The 17,810-nt window shown below is 71.4% G+C and carries 12 protein-coding genes; 6 read left to right on the top strand and 6 right to left on the bottom strand.

What is annotated here, in order from left to right; genetic code table 11:
- Positions 1-641: 641 nt before the first annotated feature.
- Positions 642-1,724 carry a lactonase family protein gene (locus tag AC4IJH_RS01200; protein WP_490849528.1) on the bottom strand — a complete coding sequence of 361 codons (1,083 nt, stop codon included), beginning with the start codon at positions 1,722-1,724 and terminating at the stop codon, positions 642-644.
- 299 nt (positions 1,725-2,023) lie between these two features.
- Here AC4IJH_RS01200 and lhpI point away from each other — a divergent pair, with 299 nt between their 5' ends.
- Positions 2,024-2,965 (top strand): bifunctional Delta(1)-pyrroline-2-carboxylate/Delta(1)-piperideine-2-carboxylate reductase, encoded by a 942-nt coding sequence (gene lhpI / locus AC4IJH_RS01195; RefSeq protein WP_490849527.1) that lies wholly within the window; start codon positions 2,024-2,026, stop codon positions 2,963-2,965.
- 410 nt (positions 2,966-3,375) lie between these two features.
- Here the strand turns inward: lhpI and AC4IJH_RS01190 are convergent, their stop codons facing one another.
- Positions 3,376-4,872, bottom strand: a complete 1,497-nt coding sequence (locus AC4IJH_RS01190) for an FUSC family protein (RefSeq protein WP_490849526.1) — start codon at positions 4,870-4,872, stop codon at positions 3,376-3,378.
- Positions 4,873-5,259: 387 nt separating this feature from the next.
- Here AC4IJH_RS01190 and AC4IJH_RS01185 point away from each other — a divergent pair, with 387 nt between their 5' ends.
- Complete coding sequence (locus tag AC4IJH_RS01185) at positions 5,260-5,400, top strand: hypothetical protein (protein ID WP_490849525.1); 141 nt, start codon at positions 5,260-5,262, stop codon at positions 5,398-5,400.
- Here the strand turns inward: AC4IJH_RS01185 and AC4IJH_RS01180 are convergent.
- The 4 genes from AC4IJH_RS01180 to AC4IJH_RS01165 all read right to left on the bottom strand — a co-directional run bounded on the left by AC4IJH_RS01180 (position 5,376) and on the right by AC4IJH_RS01165 (position 10,384).
- On the bottom strand, positions 5,376-5,846 hold the full coding sequence (locus AC4IJH_RS01180) for a MarR family winged helix-turn-helix transcriptional regulator (protein ID WP_490849524.1): 471 nt from the start codon (positions 5,844-5,846) through the stop codon (positions 5,376-5,378). The genes AC4IJH_RS01185 and AC4IJH_RS01180 overlap by 25 nt on opposite strands.
- A 58-nt stretch (positions 5,847-5,904) precedes the next feature.
- On the bottom strand, positions 5,905-7,095 hold the full coding sequence (locus AC4IJH_RS01175; protein ID WP_490849523.1) for an FAD-dependent monooxygenase: 1,191 nt from the start codon (positions 7,093-7,095) through the stop codon (positions 5,905-5,907).
- A gap of 81 nt (positions 7,096-7,176) precedes the next feature.
- Positions 7,177-8,664: an MFS transporter gene (locus AC4IJH_RS01170; protein ID WP_490849522.1), complete on the bottom strand. Its 1,488-nt coding sequence runs from the start codon at positions 8,662-8,664 to the stop codon at positions 7,177-7,179.
- A 250-nt stretch (positions 8,665-8,914) separates the two neighbouring features.
- Positions 8,915-10,384: a serine hydrolase domain-containing protein gene (locus tag AC4IJH_RS01165; protein ID WP_490849521.1), complete on the bottom strand. Its 1,470-nt coding sequence runs from the start codon at positions 10,382-10,384 to the stop codon at positions 8,915-8,917.
- Positions 10,385-10,714: 330 nt separating this feature from the next.
- Between AC4IJH_RS01165 and gap the strand changes: the two genes are divergently transcribed.
- Genes gap through ppdK form a run of 4 tightly spaced genes read left to right on the top strand, consistent with a single transcriptional unit; the run spans position 10,715 to position 17,807 of the window.
- Positions 10,715-11,734 carry a type I glyceraldehyde-3-phosphate dehydrogenase gene (gap, locus tag AC4IJH_RS01160; protein ID WP_490849520.1) on the top strand — a complete coding sequence of 340 codons (1,020 nt, stop codon included), beginning with the start codon at positions 10,715-10,717 and terminating at the stop codon, positions 11,732-11,734.
- A 28-nt stretch (positions 11,735-11,762) separates the two neighbouring features.
- Positions 11,763-12,584 (top strand): HAD family hydrolase, encoded by an 822-nt coding sequence (locus tag AC4IJH_RS01155; protein WP_490849519.1) that lies wholly within the window; start codon positions 11,763-11,765, stop codon positions 12,582-12,584.
- A gap of 4 nt (positions 12,585-12,588) precedes the next feature.
- The gene (locus AC4IJH_RS01150; protein WP_490849518.1) at positions 12,589-15,057 is read left to right on the top strand and encodes a glycoside hydrolase family 65 protein; all 2,469 of its coding nucleotides are present in this window, start codon (positions 12,589-12,591) and stop codon (positions 15,055-15,057) included.
- Between the two features lie 29 nt (positions 15,058-15,086).
- On the top strand, positions 15,087-17,807 hold the full coding sequence (gene ppdK / locus AC4IJH_RS01145) for a pyruvate, phosphate dikinase (RefSeq protein WP_490849517.1): 2,721 nt from the start codon (positions 15,087-15,089) through the stop codon (positions 17,805-17,807).
- Positions 17,808-17,810: the final 3 nt, after the last annotated feature.

Raw genomic sequence — 17,810 nt, 5'->3', positions numbered from 1 at the left:
GACGCGCGTACGGGGACGTGCGCGCCCGCGAGGGCCATCAGGCGCCCGGAGCCCGGAAGCGGCGCAGCGCGTACGCAGAGGCCGGCCCGCGAGGCTGCGTGGGGCCGCCGAGATCGGTCGACGAGCGCTGGCTTCCTCGGGCGGGATCGAGGCGGCTCGCCGCGTGTCCGCCGACGGCGACGGCGCGTGGGAGCCTCTTGACGTCACCGTGTGCGGCGGCTCGCCGGATGTCACGGGCACACCGGGCTCGGGGCGAAGGCCGTCAAAGTGGGCGGCGCGCCGGTGTCTTCGAAGGCTACGGCGGCGTTGTCGGCCCCATCCCGGGTCGGCTTGCCGTGGCTCCACTCGGAGGCTCAAGGGCGGCTTGCGCTGGCCCCACTGGAAGGCATCTCGACTAATGGGCGCCGGGGCCGCTCGAAGTCGCCACGGAGCATGTCCGTTTGGGGTAAGGCCGCCGCGAGTCGCCTCAAGGTGGGGCCAGCGGCACCGCCGTAGCCACTCTTCGAAGTCGGCGCCACGCGCGATTCGGCCGGTGCGGACGTGCGCCGACGCCGGACGGAAGGCCAGCGGCACCCCGGCCGATGAGCCGGGGCGCCCCGCCGCGACTCACCGACCGGATGCTTGTGGCGAGCCGAGGCGCCTCAGACGAAGACGACGCAGGAGGCGGCCGGGGCCTCGATGGAGCCGCCGGGTGCCGGGATGCCGGTACGGGGGTCAATGGTGAACCAAGTGACGTCGCCGGAGCGCTCGTTGGCGGCGTAGAGGTGTCGTCCGTCGGGGTGCAGTGCCAGGTCTCGGGGCCAGTGGCCGCCGCAGGGGACGGTGGTGACCAGGGTCAGCCGTTCGCCGGTCTCGTCGAGGGCGAGTACGGCGATGCTGTCGTGGCCGCGGTTGGCGGCCCAGGCGAACCGGCCGTCGGGCGAAATCACCAGCTCGGAGGGGTAGTTGGAGGTGGCGTCGGCGTCCTCCGGGAGGATGTCGGTCTCGGCGAGCGGGGTGAGGGCGCCCTCGGAGGCGTCCCAACGGCAGGCCGTGACCGTCGATTCGAGTTCGTTGATGATGTACGCGTGGTCGCCGCTCGGGTGGAAGGCCAGGTGGCGGGGGCCGCTGCCCGGGCGCAGCGGGATCTCCCTGTGCAGGCTCAACACGCCGTCAGTGGCGTCGAGTTGGCAGATCCGCACAGAGTCGGTACCCAGGTCGATGCTCAGCACCCAGCGGCCGGTGGGGTCCGCCTGTACGGCGTGCGCGTGCGGACCGCGCTGGCGGTCGGGGTGCGGGCCCTTGCCCTCGTGCCGCAGCACGGTGGCGGAACCGGCGAGCGCGCCGTCCGGGCGTACCGGGAGCGCGGTGACGCTGCCGGAGGAGTAGTTGGCGGTCAGCAGATGGCCCGCGCCCAGGGCGAGGTGGGTGGGGTCGGCGCCCTGGACCGAGGTGGGCGGGGCGAGGAGGCGGAGGCCATGGCCCTCGTCCGTACCCGTATCCGTCAGGGCGAAGGCGGCTGCCGCGCCGTCACCGGTCTCGCTGACCGCGTACAGGTGCCGCCCGTCGGGGGCCGGGACGAGGTAGGAGGGGTTGGCCACCTCGGCCGTGGAGTGCAGCGGAGTGAGCGCGCCGGTGTCGGGGTCGACAGCCGCGGTGGTGATGCCGGCGCCCCCCGCCGTCGTGAACGATCCGATGTACGCGCGCCGTCCGCTGTTCGTCGTGACCACGTGCCTGCCCCTCATCCGCTATTGGTATGTACCAGCCGTACGCGCCGACGCTAACAGTCCGTCCGCACCGGCCGTACACCGCGTGGCAGGGGCCGATGCCGCGCCTTGGAGAGTAGTGGCGAGCGGGCCGGTGGGTAGCGGGTGTGCGGGGAGGTGTGGTGACGGGCGGCCCGCGTGGTGGACAGCCCGCGTGGCGGTCGTTGCCAGGCCCCGGCCGGTGACGTCAGGTGACTGATGGCACCACACGTACCCGTACGCACCCCTATGCACCTGTACGCACCGGCAGCCGTACCGCCGTGGACCAGAGGAGAGCCGTGCTCGACATCACCGCCGAACAGACCGCCCGGTACCTGGAGTTCGACACCCTCGTCCCGGCCCTGGGCGACGCCTTCGCGCGCGGTGCGCACTCCCCCGACCGTCACCACCACACCATCGGCGGCGACCCGGGCGGCACCCTGCTGCTGATGCCGTCCTGGACGGAGGGCGGGTTCCTGGGTGTGAAGCTGGTCAACGTCTTTCCCGGCAACGCGGCAGCGGGCCGTCCCGCGCTGTCCTCGGCGTACATCCTGGCCGACGCGGAGACCGGCCGGCATCTGGCCGTCATCGACGGGGACGAGCTGACCCGGCGCCGTACGGTCGCCACCTCGGCGCTGGCCGCCGCCCACCTCGCGCGCCCGGACAGCGCCGTCCACCTGATCGTGGGGACCGGGCACATCGGCAGCCTGGCCGCGGCGGCCCACCGCAGCGTGCTCAAGACCCGGACGGTGCTGGTGCACGGGAGGTCCGCCGAGCGCGTGGCGCGGCTCGTACAGGACCTGCGGGCCGACGGCATGGACGCGCACCCCGTCGACGACCTCGCCGAAGCGGCCTCCCGGGCCGACCTGATCACCTGCGCCACCTTGGCCACCGAACCGGTCGTACGCGGCGAGTGGCTCCAACCCGGCACCCACCTCGATCTCATCGGCAGCTTCCGCCCCGACATGCGGGAGGCCGACGACGCCTGCCTGCGCCGGGGCACGGTCTTCATCGACACACCCGTCGCCGTACGCGAGTCCGGAGACCTCACCCAGCCCATCGCCGCCGGGGTGCTGGCCGAGTCCGACATCGCGGGCACGCTCGCCGAGCTGTGCCGGGGCACAGTCCCCGGCCGCAGCGACGCCGAACAGATCACCGTCTTCAAGTCCGTCGGCAGCGGCCTGGCCGACCTCGCGGCGGCGACGCTCGTGTACCGGGAGGCGACGCGGGTCGGGCGGTGACGGACTCGGGCCCCGGGTTCGACGCGGGAAGGGAACGCGCTAGCGCGAAAGCCTGTGCCCCCCGCCCAGGGCAGCGCGCGTCGTCCGACGCGTGCGAACACAAGGCACCGGGTTGCGCTGCCAGTTCCGCCACGAGGCAGTAACGCGGCGAGCATGCAGGGCAGGCAGCGGGCGCCCCGCTGGGGTCCACGCACAAGCTGAGGGCCCGCGTCTCGGCCAGGCCGCCTCCACCGTGCGTCCATCTCCGAGTCGTACGAGCACAAGACGGCCGAAGGCCCTCGTAGCTGTACTACGAGGGCCTTCCAGCAACGCGGGGCCGCGGCACCTTCAGCCGTGCCGGAGTCCGTCCCGTGCGACTCCATACGACGGACGCCCGGCCGAGGTCGCAACACCGGCCTCGAAGGACCGGATCAGGCTCCGACCAGGGGCGAGCGCCGAGTGCTGTGCAGCGGCGCGGCCAGCTCGGCCAAGGCACTCTCCAGACCGTGGAGGTGGACGAGCGCGGGCTCGGCGACGGGCGGCTGGGCCATCGCGGCAGTGGTGGCCGTCGCGTCCCGCGTCCGGCGCGGGGCGGTGAGGGCCTCGACGGCGGCCTCCACACGCTGGCAGGCCGCGGTCAGACGGGCGTCGTGCGAGGCCTCGGGGTCGGCGGCGATGGATGCCAGCCCCCGCACCTCACGGGCGCAGGTGTCGAGCAGCGCGAGCACCTGCCGCGCCCGGCCCTTGCGGGCCCGCATCGGATTCAGCGGATGCACCAGCGGCGCCAGCGAGAGCCGCACCTTGCCCAGCAGCATCTCCAGCTCAGCGACGCGCGGGGCGGGGTCAGCGGTCTCGGAGCCCGCGATACGGGCGGCGGCCACAGCGGTGCACTCATGCACACAGCTCAGGGCACGCCGGATCCAGGTGTCGTTCGTGACATGGGTCGTGACGGGCAGCACGAAGAGCACACTCAGCGCGGCACCCAGCGCCCCCACGCAGGTCTCCGCCAGGCGCAGCCCGAGCAGGCCGGTGTCCAGCACCCCCAGCAGGCCGTAGAGCAGTCCGGCCAGCAACGTCACTGCGCCCATCATCCAGCTGTACGAGGGGGCCGCGGTGTAGAAGATCCCGAAGACGCACACCGCCAGGAGCGCGGCCGTGGGAATCACCGCGCCGTGCAGCGGGACCGCGATCAGCAGTCCCGCCGCGATGCCGACGACGGTGCCCAGCACACGGCGGAAGCCTCGGACCAGGGTCTCGCCGCGCGAGGCGGTGTTGACGAAGATCCACCAGGCGGCGCCGACCGCCCAGTACCAGCGTTCGCCGGAGACGATCTGCCCGATGGCGAGCGCGAAACCGCAGGCGACGGTGGCCTGGACGGCCTGCCGGGTAGTGGGCCGGGCCAACCCGCGTACCTCGGGGAGCGCCGGCGCTGCGGGCGGCGGATTACGACGCTCGATGCACCACAGCCCGAAGCGGACCGTCGAGGTGGCCGCGAGCGCCAGCGCCACTGCGGCATAGAGCTGCGGGAGCCCGTCAACGCCGGCATGCAGGAACTGCGTGGCGAAGAACATCATGAAGCCGAAGATCCCCAGGGCGTGGCCGCGCGGCCCCCAGCGCCGGGCGTAGACCCCGCACAGCACCACCGCGAGGAAGGCGGCATCGCGTGCGAGGGGGATGTCATGGAGCACCGCCGCGAGGGCCAGCACGGGGAAGCCGACGGCGGGCAGCAGGGCGGTGGTCACCGCCTGGTCACGTACGGTCGAATCCTGGACGGTGAAGAGCGCCAGCAGAGCCGCGAGCCCACCGAGGATGGAAGCGGACAGCGGGAATCCGGCCAGTTCGGCGACGGCGACCGCCAAAGAACAGCCGATCACGGCACGCAACGACGTACGAAGGCGCAGCAGCCCTGGATCCGGTGCGACGAACATCCTCTTCACGTGCGGAAACCGCCCCCTTCTTACTCAACGTCCTCGATGCGTCTGCCGCCCGCCCCCAGCGGGCACGGCAAAGGCGCTGCGGTGGACCTAGCGGCTTCATTGCCGTCCGGCGCGGCCCAGCGCAACGCCATGGTTATTGCAGAGATCAACAAGCTAACCATCGTTCACACCACTGGCTCAACACCAACCCGAATCAATGGGCCAATGGCACAGCGCATTCCCTATTTCAGCGGCCAAGACCGGGCCGTTGGCTCACGGCGCTGCCGACGACCTCCAGCACCACCCACGCCGAGCCCGGACCTGGGGTCCGCTGCCGTGCGTTCCGGTCCTCTGGAGTGCACCGCCACCGGTACGTGCCGCCGTTTCGACGCACATGCCGTGCGTATGGCCAGGCGGGCGGTGCTCGCGCCGGTCCTTCCGGCCCTGTTCGGCGGCAGCATGGGTATCGAGAGGGTGGCGTGGAAGCTGATCAGCATCGTGGCCCGGCAGGCCGCCTATGCCTTCGTCGCCCGGTCGTAGGCGGCCACCGCCCGATCGAGGAACGCGGCCACCGTGGCCTGCTCCTGCTGTGTCATGGACCCGGTGATCTCGGCAATGCCGTCGACGAGGGGCTCGATGTGCTCAAAGGCGGCCGCCTCCCAGTGCTCCGCAGGCTTGACGATCACCTTGCGCCGGTCGGTGGGGTGCCGCTCCCTGCTGACGTGCCCGCCGTCCGCGAGGCGGTCGATCACCAGCGTCATCGCGGCAGTCGAGGTGGACAGTTCGCGGGCCAGTTCGCTCGGCGTCGCCGGTCCCACGTTGACCAGGTGGTCCATCACCGCGAGACCGGCGGGATCGACCTGCAGCTGCCTGCCCAGGAACCGCTCGAACCGCTGCTGTCGACGCGTCAGATGACGCAGTTGGTCGCGGATGGTGCCCTGCGCGGAAGCATCGGGCTGAGGCTCGGGGGACCGGTTGGCCGTCATGAGGATGAAGCTGCTTTCACTGTCACTGAAGGTATCGGTGTCCCATGATGCGTGAGAACTAGAAACTGTAGGAAGGCAGAGCGACGGTGTCGGCGGGCGGAACGAAGAAGCGGTTCAGCGCACCGGCGACGCTGGGCCGGGCGGCGGCCTTGAGGACGGTGTGCAGGGTGCGGATTCCGGCCCGGGTCAGGGGTGTGGCGGCGCGGGGTACGCCGGGCGGCAGATCCTGGGCCCGTTCGACGTAGGGCCGCAGTACCGCTTCGTAGCGGTTGAAGGCGTGCGTGTGATGAGCGTGGTGGGCGAGTTCGCCGGCCAGGACGTAGGCGCCGGTGAAGGCGAGACTGGTGCCCATCCCGCTCAGCGGGGACGCGCAGTACCCGGCGTCGCCGAGGACGGCGACCCGCCCCCGGGACCAGCGGGGCATACGGACCTGGGTGACACAGTCGAAGAAGAAGTCCGGCGCGGTGTCCATGGCGGCCAGGACACGGGGCGCTTCCCAGCCGGCGTCGTTGAACTTGCAATGCAGGAGCTGCTTCTGCGCGTCCGGGGCCAGCCGCTCGTGTCCGCGAGGTGGGGACAGGAAGGACAGCGAAGCGCGGGTGGTGCCCCGGTTGTCGGGGCGCAGGGTCACCGTGCGCCCTCCGGTGGCGTTGTACCAGCGTGCCCAGCGGCCGTCGGAAGGATGGCCGGGGATGGTGAAGTACGCGGTGGTCAGGCCCACGGGCCTGGTGTCCGTCGTGTCGCCGAAGACGAGGTCGCGGGTGCGTGAGCGGGCGCCGTCGGCGGCGACGACGAGGTCGAAGGCCCGGTCGTGGCCGCTGCGGAACGTCACGTGCACGTTCTCGTCGCGCTGCGACAGCTGCGTGATCTCGTCGGCGAACAGGTACTCGGTGTAGGGCCGCGTCTCCTCGTACAGGAGGCGGGAGAGGTCGGCGCGCAGGATTTCCAGCTCGGCGACGGGGCCCTGTCCGCCGAAGGCTCCGGTGGGCAGGGCGGCCTTGACCCGGCCTGCCTCGTCGACGAACCGGATGCCCTCCTCATGGGTGGAATGGGAGCGCAGGACGCGCTCCAGTCCCATCCTGCGGGCAACGTCCCGCCCGGCGCCCCGCAGGTCCACGGTCTGCCCGCCCTCCCGGACAGCGGGGGCGCGCTCGACGACGGTGGCCGCGATGCCGTGCCGGTGGAGCCAGTAGGCCAGGGCCGGGCCGGCGATGCCCGCCCCCGCGATCAGTACGTTCCGATGGGTCATGACGCTCCCCTTGTCCTCTTCTCACGTTCGCTGCGGATACGCCGGCCCGGGGCCGTCCCGCGAGCGGCCCCGGGCCGGGGATCACACGGTGATGTCCTGCTTCGCCCCGGAGCCGGGAGCACAGGCATCGGGGGTGATGCCGTGCTGCTCGTCCTCGGGACGGGCCTTCTTCGGCAGCAGGAAGGTGACGGCGAGGAACGCCGCCAGCAGACACGCCTGGACGATCAGCGCGTGGTGGAAGCCGGCGGTGAAGTCGCCGGTCTTGGCCTGTGCGAAGAACACCGAGCCGAAGACCGCCACCCCGATGGAGCCGCCGATGGACTGCACCGCGGTCAGCACCCCGGAGGCGGAGCCGATCTCGCTGTCGTCGACGGCCGCGAGGATGAAGCTGAACAGGGCGGCGATCACGATGCCCGCCCCGACACCCGCCACCGCCACGCCCGGGGCGATGTCCCAGATCGAGAACGAGGCCGCGTCGAGGCCGTCGAGCTCGAACCAGAGCAGAGCCGCACCGGCCAGCTGGACCAGCGGCCCGATCTGAAGGACCTTGCGGCCGATCCTGTCGGCGAGGACGGCGCCGCTGACCGCGCCGCCGATCGCCGTACCCACCGCGAGCGGGAGGTTGCCCAGGCCCGCGTCCCCGGCGGTGAAGTGCCGGCCGATCTGCAGGTACAGGGTCAGTACGAGCTGCGTACCGATCAGCCCGCCGAAGAACAGGGCGATGCCGCCGAGCCCGACGGTGAAGGCGGGCTTGCGCAGCAGGCCGGGGGTCACCAGCGGCTCACGGCCTGCCGCGGCCGTACGGCGCTGCTGCAGCGCGAACAGGGCGAAACCGATGGCCGAGGCGGCCATGCACAGCCACGTCCACAGCGGCCAGCCGTCCTCCTGCCCCTGGTTCAGCGGCAGCACCAGCAGCGCACAGGACACCGCGACCAGCGCCGCGCCGACCATGTCGACGCTCACCGTACGGTCGCCCGCCTTCTTCGGTACGAACTTCGCGGCGATGACCAGGGCCGCGATACCGATGGGCAGATTGACCAGGAACACCGAGCGCCAGCCCAGCCCGAAGAAGTCCCCCTCGATGAGGCCGCCGCCCAGTACCGGGCCGATGATGCCGCCCAGGCCGAGAGCGGGACCGAAGACCGCGAACACCTTGGTGAGTTCGGGCCCGGAGAAGTTCTCCCGCAGCAGGCCCAGTCCCTGCGGGAGGAGCATCGCCCCGGCGGTGCCCTGCATCAGCCGGAAGGCGATCAGCAACTCGATGTCCGGCGCCAGAGCGCACAGCAGCGAGCTCGCGGTGAACGCCGTCAGACCGATCAGGAACATACGGCGCCGCCCGTAGCGGTCGCCGAGCCTGCCGCCCAGCACCAGCCCGGCCCCCAGCGTGAGGGCATAACCGCCGATCACCCACTGCAGTCCGACGGAACTGGCGCCCAGGGACTCCTCCAGCGCCGGCCCGGCGACGTTGACGATCGACGCGTCCAGGAGATCCATGACCTCAGCGACGATCATCACCACCAGGATCAGCCATCGCCACCGGTACGGCTCGGTGGTCTCGTCGGCACCCATTCTACCTCAGTTCATTGATTACCAATATTCTTAGCAATATTGAGAGTAACTTGAACCCCAGCGATGTCAACCGCGGCAACGAGCCGCCCGGCAGAGGCGGCGCGCGGCGAGCGCCCCGGAGCAGACGCGGCGAAGAGCGTGCCGGTGAGCGGTCACCTGCCGATACGGGGTGGACGGCTGCCGACGGCGACCTGCCGCATCATGGTCATCACCACGTCGGGCGAAGGTCCCGCGCACGCTGTCGCAGGTATCAGCGGAGCACGTAGTTCCCGTCCCAGCGGCGACGTGCGCCCTCCCGTGCACGCAGCGTGAGCGGGATCGGGACGAAGTGGAGAGAGGTGGCCGCCGCGTCGTCCCCGGGGCTGCCGAAGACGACCCGGGGAACGCCGATTCCGAACGCCGAGAGGTCGATCCGGAACACGGAAGGGTCGTTCGCGTCGTCGGGGTGGAGCTCAAGCCCGCGGAGCAGGGCGGGCACCGGGGTCAGGATCCGCAGGGTGAGCCGACCTCGGCGGACGAGGACTTCGGCGGCGGTGCCGGCCATGGCCCTGGCGCGGACATCCGTGAGCCGACCGGGCAGGAGGTACCGGCCGCACAACTTGCCCCACGTATCAGGGCGGTGCGGGTTATCGGTGCGCAGCGCTTCCTGCGGGAGGCCGAGCAAGTGGCGGACGAGAGCGGCGGACTCGGCGGGCAGCCACAGCAGGGCGCGGTGCGCCGCGTTGGTGAAGGCCAGCACGCCGATGCCGTCATCCGGGGCCAGGAACATCTGCGAGGTGAAGCCGGGCAGGATGCCTTGGTGCTCGATGAGACGGTGGCCGCCCGCCTCGCCGCGGAAGAAACCCAGGCCCATGCCCGGCACTCTGGGGTCGGGCTGGTAGTGGGGCCGGAACATGGCGGCGAGCGTGGCGGATTCGAGAATGGATCCGTGCTCGTTGGCTCCGCCGTTGAGCAGGGCCGCAACGTAACGGGCCATGTCCCGCATCGTGGAGTAGACGGCGGACGCGCCGGGTGTCGCCCGCTCCCGGTCGGTGACCTTTGCCATTCCCCGCCTGGACAGCCGGTATCCCGTCGCGAGACGCCGGCGGATCCGCTCGGAGCGGACCAGGGAGGTGTCGGTCATGCCGAGGGGCGTGAAGACGTGATGATGCAGGTAGCGGTCGAAGGGCACCCCGCTGACGTCCTCGACGATCTGGCCGAGCGCGGCGAATCCGTGGTTGGCGTACGTCCATCGCGTCCCCGGTTCGGCGTCGATGCGCAGCCCGCGGCGGTAGTACCCGGCGAGCGGCGGCAGCGGACGGTCCGTGCGCATTCCTTCCCCGGCATTCGGCCTGAACAGGTCGGCAGGACCGCGCAGTTCGCCGATGCCCCCGGTGTGGGTCAGCAGGTGCCGCAAAGTCACCGGCCGGAAGGATGCGTCGGCCGGGACCAGCCGGAAGGCGTGCAGGTAGGTGTCGGCCGGCGCGTCCAGGTCCACCCGGCCCTGCTCCCACAGCTGCAGCACCGCGATCGCGGTGAAGGTCTTGCTGATCGAGGCCACACGGAAGACCGTGTCCTCGGTGATCGGAGTACGGGATGCCAGGTCTGCGAGGCCGTGCCCGCGGAAGTACTCCAGCGAGCCGTTACGGACCACGCCCAGCGCCAAGCCCCCCACGGGGCGGCGGTTGAGCAGCTCGGTGACCCAGGTTTCCGTCCCCGTTACCGTGTCGCGAAGCACCATGCCCCCTCCCCGCCGGCCGCGGGACGCTACGCCGCCGGCCCGGTACGGCCACTGTTGGAATCGAGACTGCTCCATGGGCCGTGCGGAGACGAGTTCCGAACGGGCCACGGTCGGGGCCTGACCTCCCGGGGCCGGTGCGAGGTTGTGATCAGCCGGGTTCCTCGGAGCCTTGTGCGCGCTCCGCCTCATGGCTTCGCGGGCAGTGCGGGGCCCTCCGTACGCCACGGGGGCCGTTCGGCCCCCTGTCCGCGGCGCCCGCGCAGGAGAGAGTGGCGCATACCGCCGTCGGTGCGGCACGGATGGCGGACGCCGTGAGGGAGGCAGGCCGGAATGACCGTACGTGTGGGCATCAATGGGTTCGGGCGGATCGGGCGCAACTATCTGCGCGCGGTCCTGGACCGGGCGGACAGGGCGGCGGGTACCCGGATCGATGTGGTGGCGGTCAACGACGTTGCGCCGACCGGGGTGTTGGCGCACCTGCTGGAGTACGACTCGACGTATGGCAGGCTCGGACACCACGTCGCGTACGACGAGGGCGCGATCAGCGTCGCCGGGCGCCGTATCGCCGTCTCCGCCCGGCCCGATCCCGCCGCGCTGGCCTGGGGTGAGCTCGGTGTGGACGTCGTGATCGAGTCCACCGGGCGGTTCCGGGCGCGGGAGGGGGCCGCGCTGCACCTGAAGGCGGGGGCGGCGAAGGTGCTCGTCTCCGCGCCGGGCAAGGACGCCGATGTCACCGTGGTCATGGGGGTCAACGAGGGCGCCTACGACCCGGCCCGTCACCATGTGGTCTCCTGCGCCTCGTGCACCACCAACTGCGTGGTGCCGATGGTCAAGGTCCTGCACGACGCCTTCGGGGTGCGCGAGGGGCTGATGACGACCGTCCACGGCTACACCAACGACCAGGCGCTGCTGGACGGCCCGCACAAGGACCTGCGGCGGGCCCGGTCCGCCGCGCTCAGCATCATCCCGACGAGCACCGGGGCAGCGCGTGCGGTCGGGCTCGTACTCCCGGACCTGGACGGCGCGTTGGACGGACTGGCAGTGCGGGTGCCGGTGGAGGACGGATCGCTCACCGATCTGAGCGTCGTGCTCGACCGCGAGGCCGGTGCACAGGAGATCAACGCGGCGTTCGAGCAGGCGGCCAAGGGACCGCTGCGGGACGTGCTGCGGGTCAGTCGTGCGCCGATCGTTTCACGCGATGTGATCGGCGATCCGGCGTCGTGCGTACTGGATGCGGGGCTGACGCTGGCGCACGGCGATCTGGTGAAGGTCTTCGGCTGGTACGACAACGAGTGGGGCTACAGCAACCGGCTGCTCGATCTGACCGAGTACGTCACCGAGCGGCGATGAGCCTTTCTGGCGCGAGGGAGGAACAGGAATGGACGGCTCATCGGTGAACGAGCAGGGCAGCGGGGTGCACGAAGCACTCGCGCCATGTCTGCGGGACGTAGGGGCCGTGGTGTTCGACACCGACGGAGTGATCGTCGACTCGGCCCGGGTGCACGCGGCCGCGTGGAAGGAGGCCTTCGACGCGTGTCTGCGCGAGCACCCGCCGCCCGATCCGGACCGGCGCCGGCCGTTCGACGAGCGGGAGGACTACCGGCGCTATGTGGACGGGAAGTCGCGGCTGGACGGTGCCGCGGCGTTTCTCGCCTCCCGTGAGCTGCGGCTGCCCGTGGGTGCGGCCGGCGATCCGCCGGGAACCGGGTCCGTCCGGGCGGTGGCCGCGGACAAGGAACAGCGGTTCGTGGCGCGGCTGCGGGAGGCGGGCATCGACGCCTGGCCGGGGACGGTCCGGCTGTTGCGCGCGCTGCGCGGGGCGAAGGTCCCCTGCGCCGCGGTCTCCGCGTCCCGGCACGCCTGCGAACTGCTGGCCGGGGCAGGGGTGTTGGAGATGTTCCGGCTGGTCGTGGACGGGCGGGAGGCGGCCAGGTCCGGGCTGCCGGGCAAGCCCGATCCGGCGCTGTTCCTGGAGGCCGCCCGGCGCCTGGGCGCCGCGGTGCGCACCACCGCGGTGGTTGAGGACGCGCTGGCGGGTGTCGAGGCGGGGCGGCGCGGCGGCTTCGCTCTGGTGGTGGGGGTCGACCGGACCGGCACCGCGCGCAGTGCGGCGGATCTGCGCGAGCACGGCGCCGATGTGGTCGTGGGCGACCTCGCCGAGCTGGTGAGCGGGTCCGGTCCCGGCGGCCGGGAGGGCTGAGCGCATGCCCGGCTGGACATGGGAGTACGAAGGGTACGACCCGCGCCAGGAGCGGCTGCGGGAGGCGCTGTGCACCCTGGGGAACGGCTACTTCGCCACTCGGGGCGCGGCCCCCGAGGCCACCGCGGGACCGGTGCACTACCCGGGCACCTATGCCGCGGGCTGCTACAACCGGCTGCTGTCGGACGTGGCCGGGCGCCAGGTGGAGAACGAGGACCTGGTCAACCTGCCGAACTGGCTGCCGCTGCGCTTCCGTCCCGGCACGGAGCACGGCAGGGTGCGCAGCGGCCCTCCCGCCCCGTGGTTCACCCCCGACGACGACTCCCTCACAAAGTACCGCCAGGTGCTGGACGTGCGCGGGGGCACGTTCGTGCGGAGCCTGTGCTTCCGCATGACTGGGGGCGGCACGCTGCGGGTGGAGCAGCGCCGCTTGGTGCACATGGGCGATCCCCATCTGGCCGCGCTGCAGACCGAGTTCACGGCGCAGGGCTGGTCCGGCCCACTGGAGATCGACTCCGCCCTGGACGCCGCGGTCTCCAACACCGGAGTGGCCCGCTACCGCGACCTGGCCCACCATCATCTGACCAGGATGCACTCGGGAACCCTCGACCCCGGCACGCTCTGGCTGCGCTGCCGCACCTCCGTCTCCGACCTGCGCATCGCGCTCGCGGCCCGTACGCACATCACCGCGGGCGGCCCCGTGGACCGACGCACCGTGCTGCGGCCCGACCGTGCGGCGCACCGGCTGACGGTCCCGGTCGTGGACGGCGTGCCCGTCGTGGTGGAGAAGACGGTGGCGCTGCACACCTCCCGCGACCCGGCGATCAGCGACCCTTTGCTGGCGGCCATCGACCGGGTGACGCGGGCTCCGGCGTACGAGGAGCTGCTCGCCACCCATCGCGCCGCCTGGAAACGACTGTGGAAGCGGGCCGAGTTGGACGTGCCGGGCGAGGCCGGGCGAATTCTGCGGCTGCACACCTTCCATCTGCTGCAGACGCTCTCCCCGCACACCGCCGGACTGGACGTGGGAGTTCCTGCCCGAGGGCTGCACGGCGAGGCGTACCGCGGCCACATCTTCTGGGACGAACTGTTCGTTCTGCCCTACCTCAACCTCCACTTCCCTGAAGTGTCCCGCGCCCTGCTGGACTACCGCCACCGGCGGCTGCCGCAGGCCTGCCGTAACGCCCAGGACGCCGGCCGGGCGGGTGCGATGTACCCCTGGCAGAGCGGGAGCGACGGCAGGGAGGAGACCCAGACGCTGCACCTGAACCCGCGCTCGGGGCGCTGGCTGCCCGATCACTCCCGGCTCCAGTACCACGTGGGGTCGGCCGTGGCCTACAACGTGTGGCGGTACTGTGAGGCGAGCGGCGACACGGAGTATCTGCACACCAAGGGCGCGGAGATGCTGCTCCAGATCGCCCGCTTCTGGGCCGACGCCGCCGTACACGACCCCGCCACCGGCCGCTTCCGCATCCGGGGAGTGGTGGGACCGGACGAGTACCACGACGCGTATCCGGACGCGGACCGGCCGGGCCTGGACGACAACGCGTACACGAACGTCACCGCGGCCTGGGTACTGAGCCGTGCCCTCGATCTCGCCCGCGGCCTGCCCGTTCCCCGCCGGGAGGACCTCTTCGAACAGATCGGGCTGGGGGACGACGAGCTCGGACTCTGGGAGGAGGTCTCCCATCGGCTCCGGGTGCCCTTCCACAGCGGCGTGGTCAGCCAGTTCGAGGGGTACGAGCAGTTGGCGGAGCTGGACTGGGCGGGCTATCGCGCACGCTACGGCGACATCCGGCGCCTCGACCGCATCCTGGAGGGCGAGGGCGACACACCCAACCGCTACCAGGTCTCCAAGCAGGCCGACGCCCTGATGCTCGGATACCTGTTCTCACCCGCCGAACTTACTGAGATATTCCGGCAGTTGGGCTATGCGATGGATGACGAGCTGTGGCGCAGGACCGTCGATTACTACCTGCGGCGCACCAGCCACGGCTCGACCCTCAGCGGCCTGGTGCACGGCTGGGTACTGGCCCGCGCCCGGCGCGGCGGCGCCTGGAAGTACTGCCTGGAGGCGCTCACCGGCGATGTCGCCGACCTCCAGGGCGGCACCACGGCCGAGGGCATCCACCTCGGCGCCATGGCGGGGACCCTGGATCTCGTACAGCGCGGCCTGACGGGCCTGGAGACCCGCAAGGACGCGCTGCGGTTCGCCCCCGCTCCGCTGCCGGAGCTCTCCGAGTTCGGCTACCAGCTGCGCTACCGCGGCCACTGGGACGTGGGCGTGCGCATCGACGCCGGGCGGCTTCGGATCTCCGTACCCGCGTCCGAGCAGCGCCCGATCCGGGCAGCGTTCGGACGGCGCACCGTGGAGATCCCGCCCGGCGAGGCGCGCGCGTTCGATCTGACAGCCACGGCCCCGGACGCACAGGCACCCGAAGGGACCGGAACGCCTGGACCCCACCGTCACTGACATCGCCCGATGGAGAGAAGGCCGGAGTGATGACCAGGTACGTGTACGACTTCACCGAGGGCTCCCGCGAGATGGCCGGCCTGCTCGGCGGCAAGGGTGCGGGCCTGGCCGAGATGACCCGGCTGGGGCTGCCCGTACCGCCCGGCTTCACCCTCACCACCGAAGCCTGCCGGGACTTCCTGCGCGAGGGTGAACTGCCCGAGGCGGCAGGCCGCCAAGTGGTGCTGCACCTGGCACGGCTGGAGCGGGCGGCCGGCCGCCGGCTGGGGCAGGCGGACGACCCGCTGCTGCTGTCGGTGCGCTCCGGGGCCCGGTTCTCGATGCCGGGGATGATGGACACCATTTTGGACATCGGCCTCAACGACCAGACCGTGCGCGGGCTTTCGAAGCACTCCGGCCGGGAGCGGTTCGCCTGGGACTCCTACCGCCGGCTGATCCAGATGTACGGCAGCACGGTACTGGGCGTGGACGCCGCACGGTTCGAGGGAGCGCTGTCCCGCCTCAAGCGCGAGCGCGGTGCGACGGACGACCTCGCCCTTGAGGCCCGCGACCTCGTCCACCTCGTCGCGGCCTTCAAGGAGATCGTCCGCGCGGCGACGGGGACGGAATTCCCGCAGGATCCCTACGAGCAGTTGGAGCGCGCGGTCCTGGCCGTCTTCCGTTCGTGGAACGGCGAGCGGGCCCGTGTCTTCCGACGGCGCGAGCACATCCCGGACGACCTGGGCACCGCCGTGAACATCCAGACCATGGTCTACGGAAACCTCGGGCCCGACTCCGGCACCGGCGTCGCCTTCACCCGCGACCCGGCGACCGGCCGCGCGGGCGTCTACGGCGACTACCTCTCCGATGCGCAGGGCGAGGACATCGTCGCGGGCATCCGCAATGCGGTTTCCCTCCAGGAACTGGAGCACCTGGACTCCGCCTCGTACCGGCAGCTCATGGAACACCTGGGGCAGTTGGAGCGGCACTACCGGGATCTGTGCGATGTGGAGTTCACCATCGAGCGCGGCCGACTGTGGATCCTGCAGACGCGGGTGGGCAAGCGGACACCCCAGGCGGCGTTCCGGATCGCCACGCAGCTGGTGGACGAGGGGCTGATCGGCTGGGACGAGGCGCTGGCGCGGGCCGGAGGCGAAGCGCTGGCCGGACTGATGTTCCCCCGCTTCGACGACTGCGGCCCCGCCCGGCCGCTGGCCCACGGCATCCCCGCCTCACCGGGAGCGGCCGTCGGCGCCGTGGTCTTCGACAGCGCCGAAGCGGTCCGCCGCGCCGAGGCCGGGGCGAAGGTCGTCCTGGTGCGGCAGGAGACCACCCCTGAGGACCTGCCGGGGATGATCGCTGCGGAGGCGGTGCTGACCAGCCGCGGCGGCAAGACCAGCCATGCCGCCGTGGTCGCCCGTGGGATGGGAAAGGTGTGCGTGTGCGGCACCGAGGGGCTCGACATCGATCCCGTGCGGCGCCGGTTCACCACCCAGGACGGGCAGGAGGTCGGCGAAGGAGCGGTGGTGTCCGTCGACGGCTCGGTCGGCACCGTGCATCTGGGGGCGCTGCCGCTGGTCGCCTCACCGGTGATGCGCTACTTCGAGACCGGGGAGCGGGAGGGTGTGCTGGTCGACGCGGTGGCCCGCTTCCTGCGACAGGCGGATGCGGTAAGGACATTGGAGGTACGGGCCAACGCGGACACCCCCGAGGACGCCGTACGCGCACGCAGCCTCGGAGCCCAGGGCATCGGCCTGTGCCGTACCGAGCACATGTTCCTCGGAACCCGGCGGCACCTCGTGGAGGAGATGATTCTCGCCCGCACGGACAGCGCACGGCAGCAGGCCCTGGACGCGCTTCTGCCACTCCAGCGCCAGGACTTCACCGAGATCCTGGCCGCGATGGACGGCCTGCCCGTCACCATCCGGCTCCTCGACCCGCCGCTGCACGAATTCCTGCCGGACCGCACGGACCTGGCCGTCGAGGTCGCCACCGCGCGGACCGCAGGACGGACGCCGAAGGCCCACGACGTGGAACTCCTGGCGGCGGTGGAGCGGGTGCGGGAGGAGAATCCGATGCTCGGGCTGCGCGGGGTGCGTCTGGGACTGGTGGTGCCCGGACTCGTAGCGATGCAGGTACGCGCCATCGCCGAGGCGGTGGTGGCTCGCCTGCAAGCGGGAGGGGATCCGCGCGCCGAAATCATGGTCCCCCTGGTCTCCACGTACCAGGAGCTGGGAGTCATCCGCGACCAAGTGGAAGAAGTCCTCTCCAAGATCTTCGAAACCTCCGGCGTGATGGCCAGTTGCCCGGTCGGCACCATGATCGAGCTGCCCCGGGCGGCACTGACCGCCGGGGACATCGCCCGCAGCGCCGACTTCTTCTCCTTCGGGACCAACGATCTGACCCAGACCACCTGGGGCTTCTCCCGGGACGACGCCGAGGCGTCCTTCTTCCCCGCCTACCTGGACCAGGGCATCCTCACGCAGTCCCCCTTCGAGACCCTCGACCAAGAAGGCGTCGGGCGGCTGATCCGTATCGCCGTCGAAGAAGGCCGGGCTACCAGGCCCGACCTGAAAGTGGGCATCTGCGGCGAACACGGGGGCGACCCGGACTCCATCCACTTCTTCCACACAGCCGGCCTCGACTACGTCTCCTGCTCGCCGTTCCGGGTCCCCGGCGCCCGCCTGGAGGCGGCGCGGGCAGCGCTCGCGTCCGATCCTGGCCGCGCGGTTCCCCGGTCCGGCCGTACTTCGCGCCGCATCCGAGACTGACGG

The sequence above is a fragment of the Streptomyces sp. UF-297 genome (genome assembly GCF_058245575.1).
Note: the sequence above shows the minus strand (reverse complement) of the source record. Positions and strands in the feature narration are given on the sequence as shown.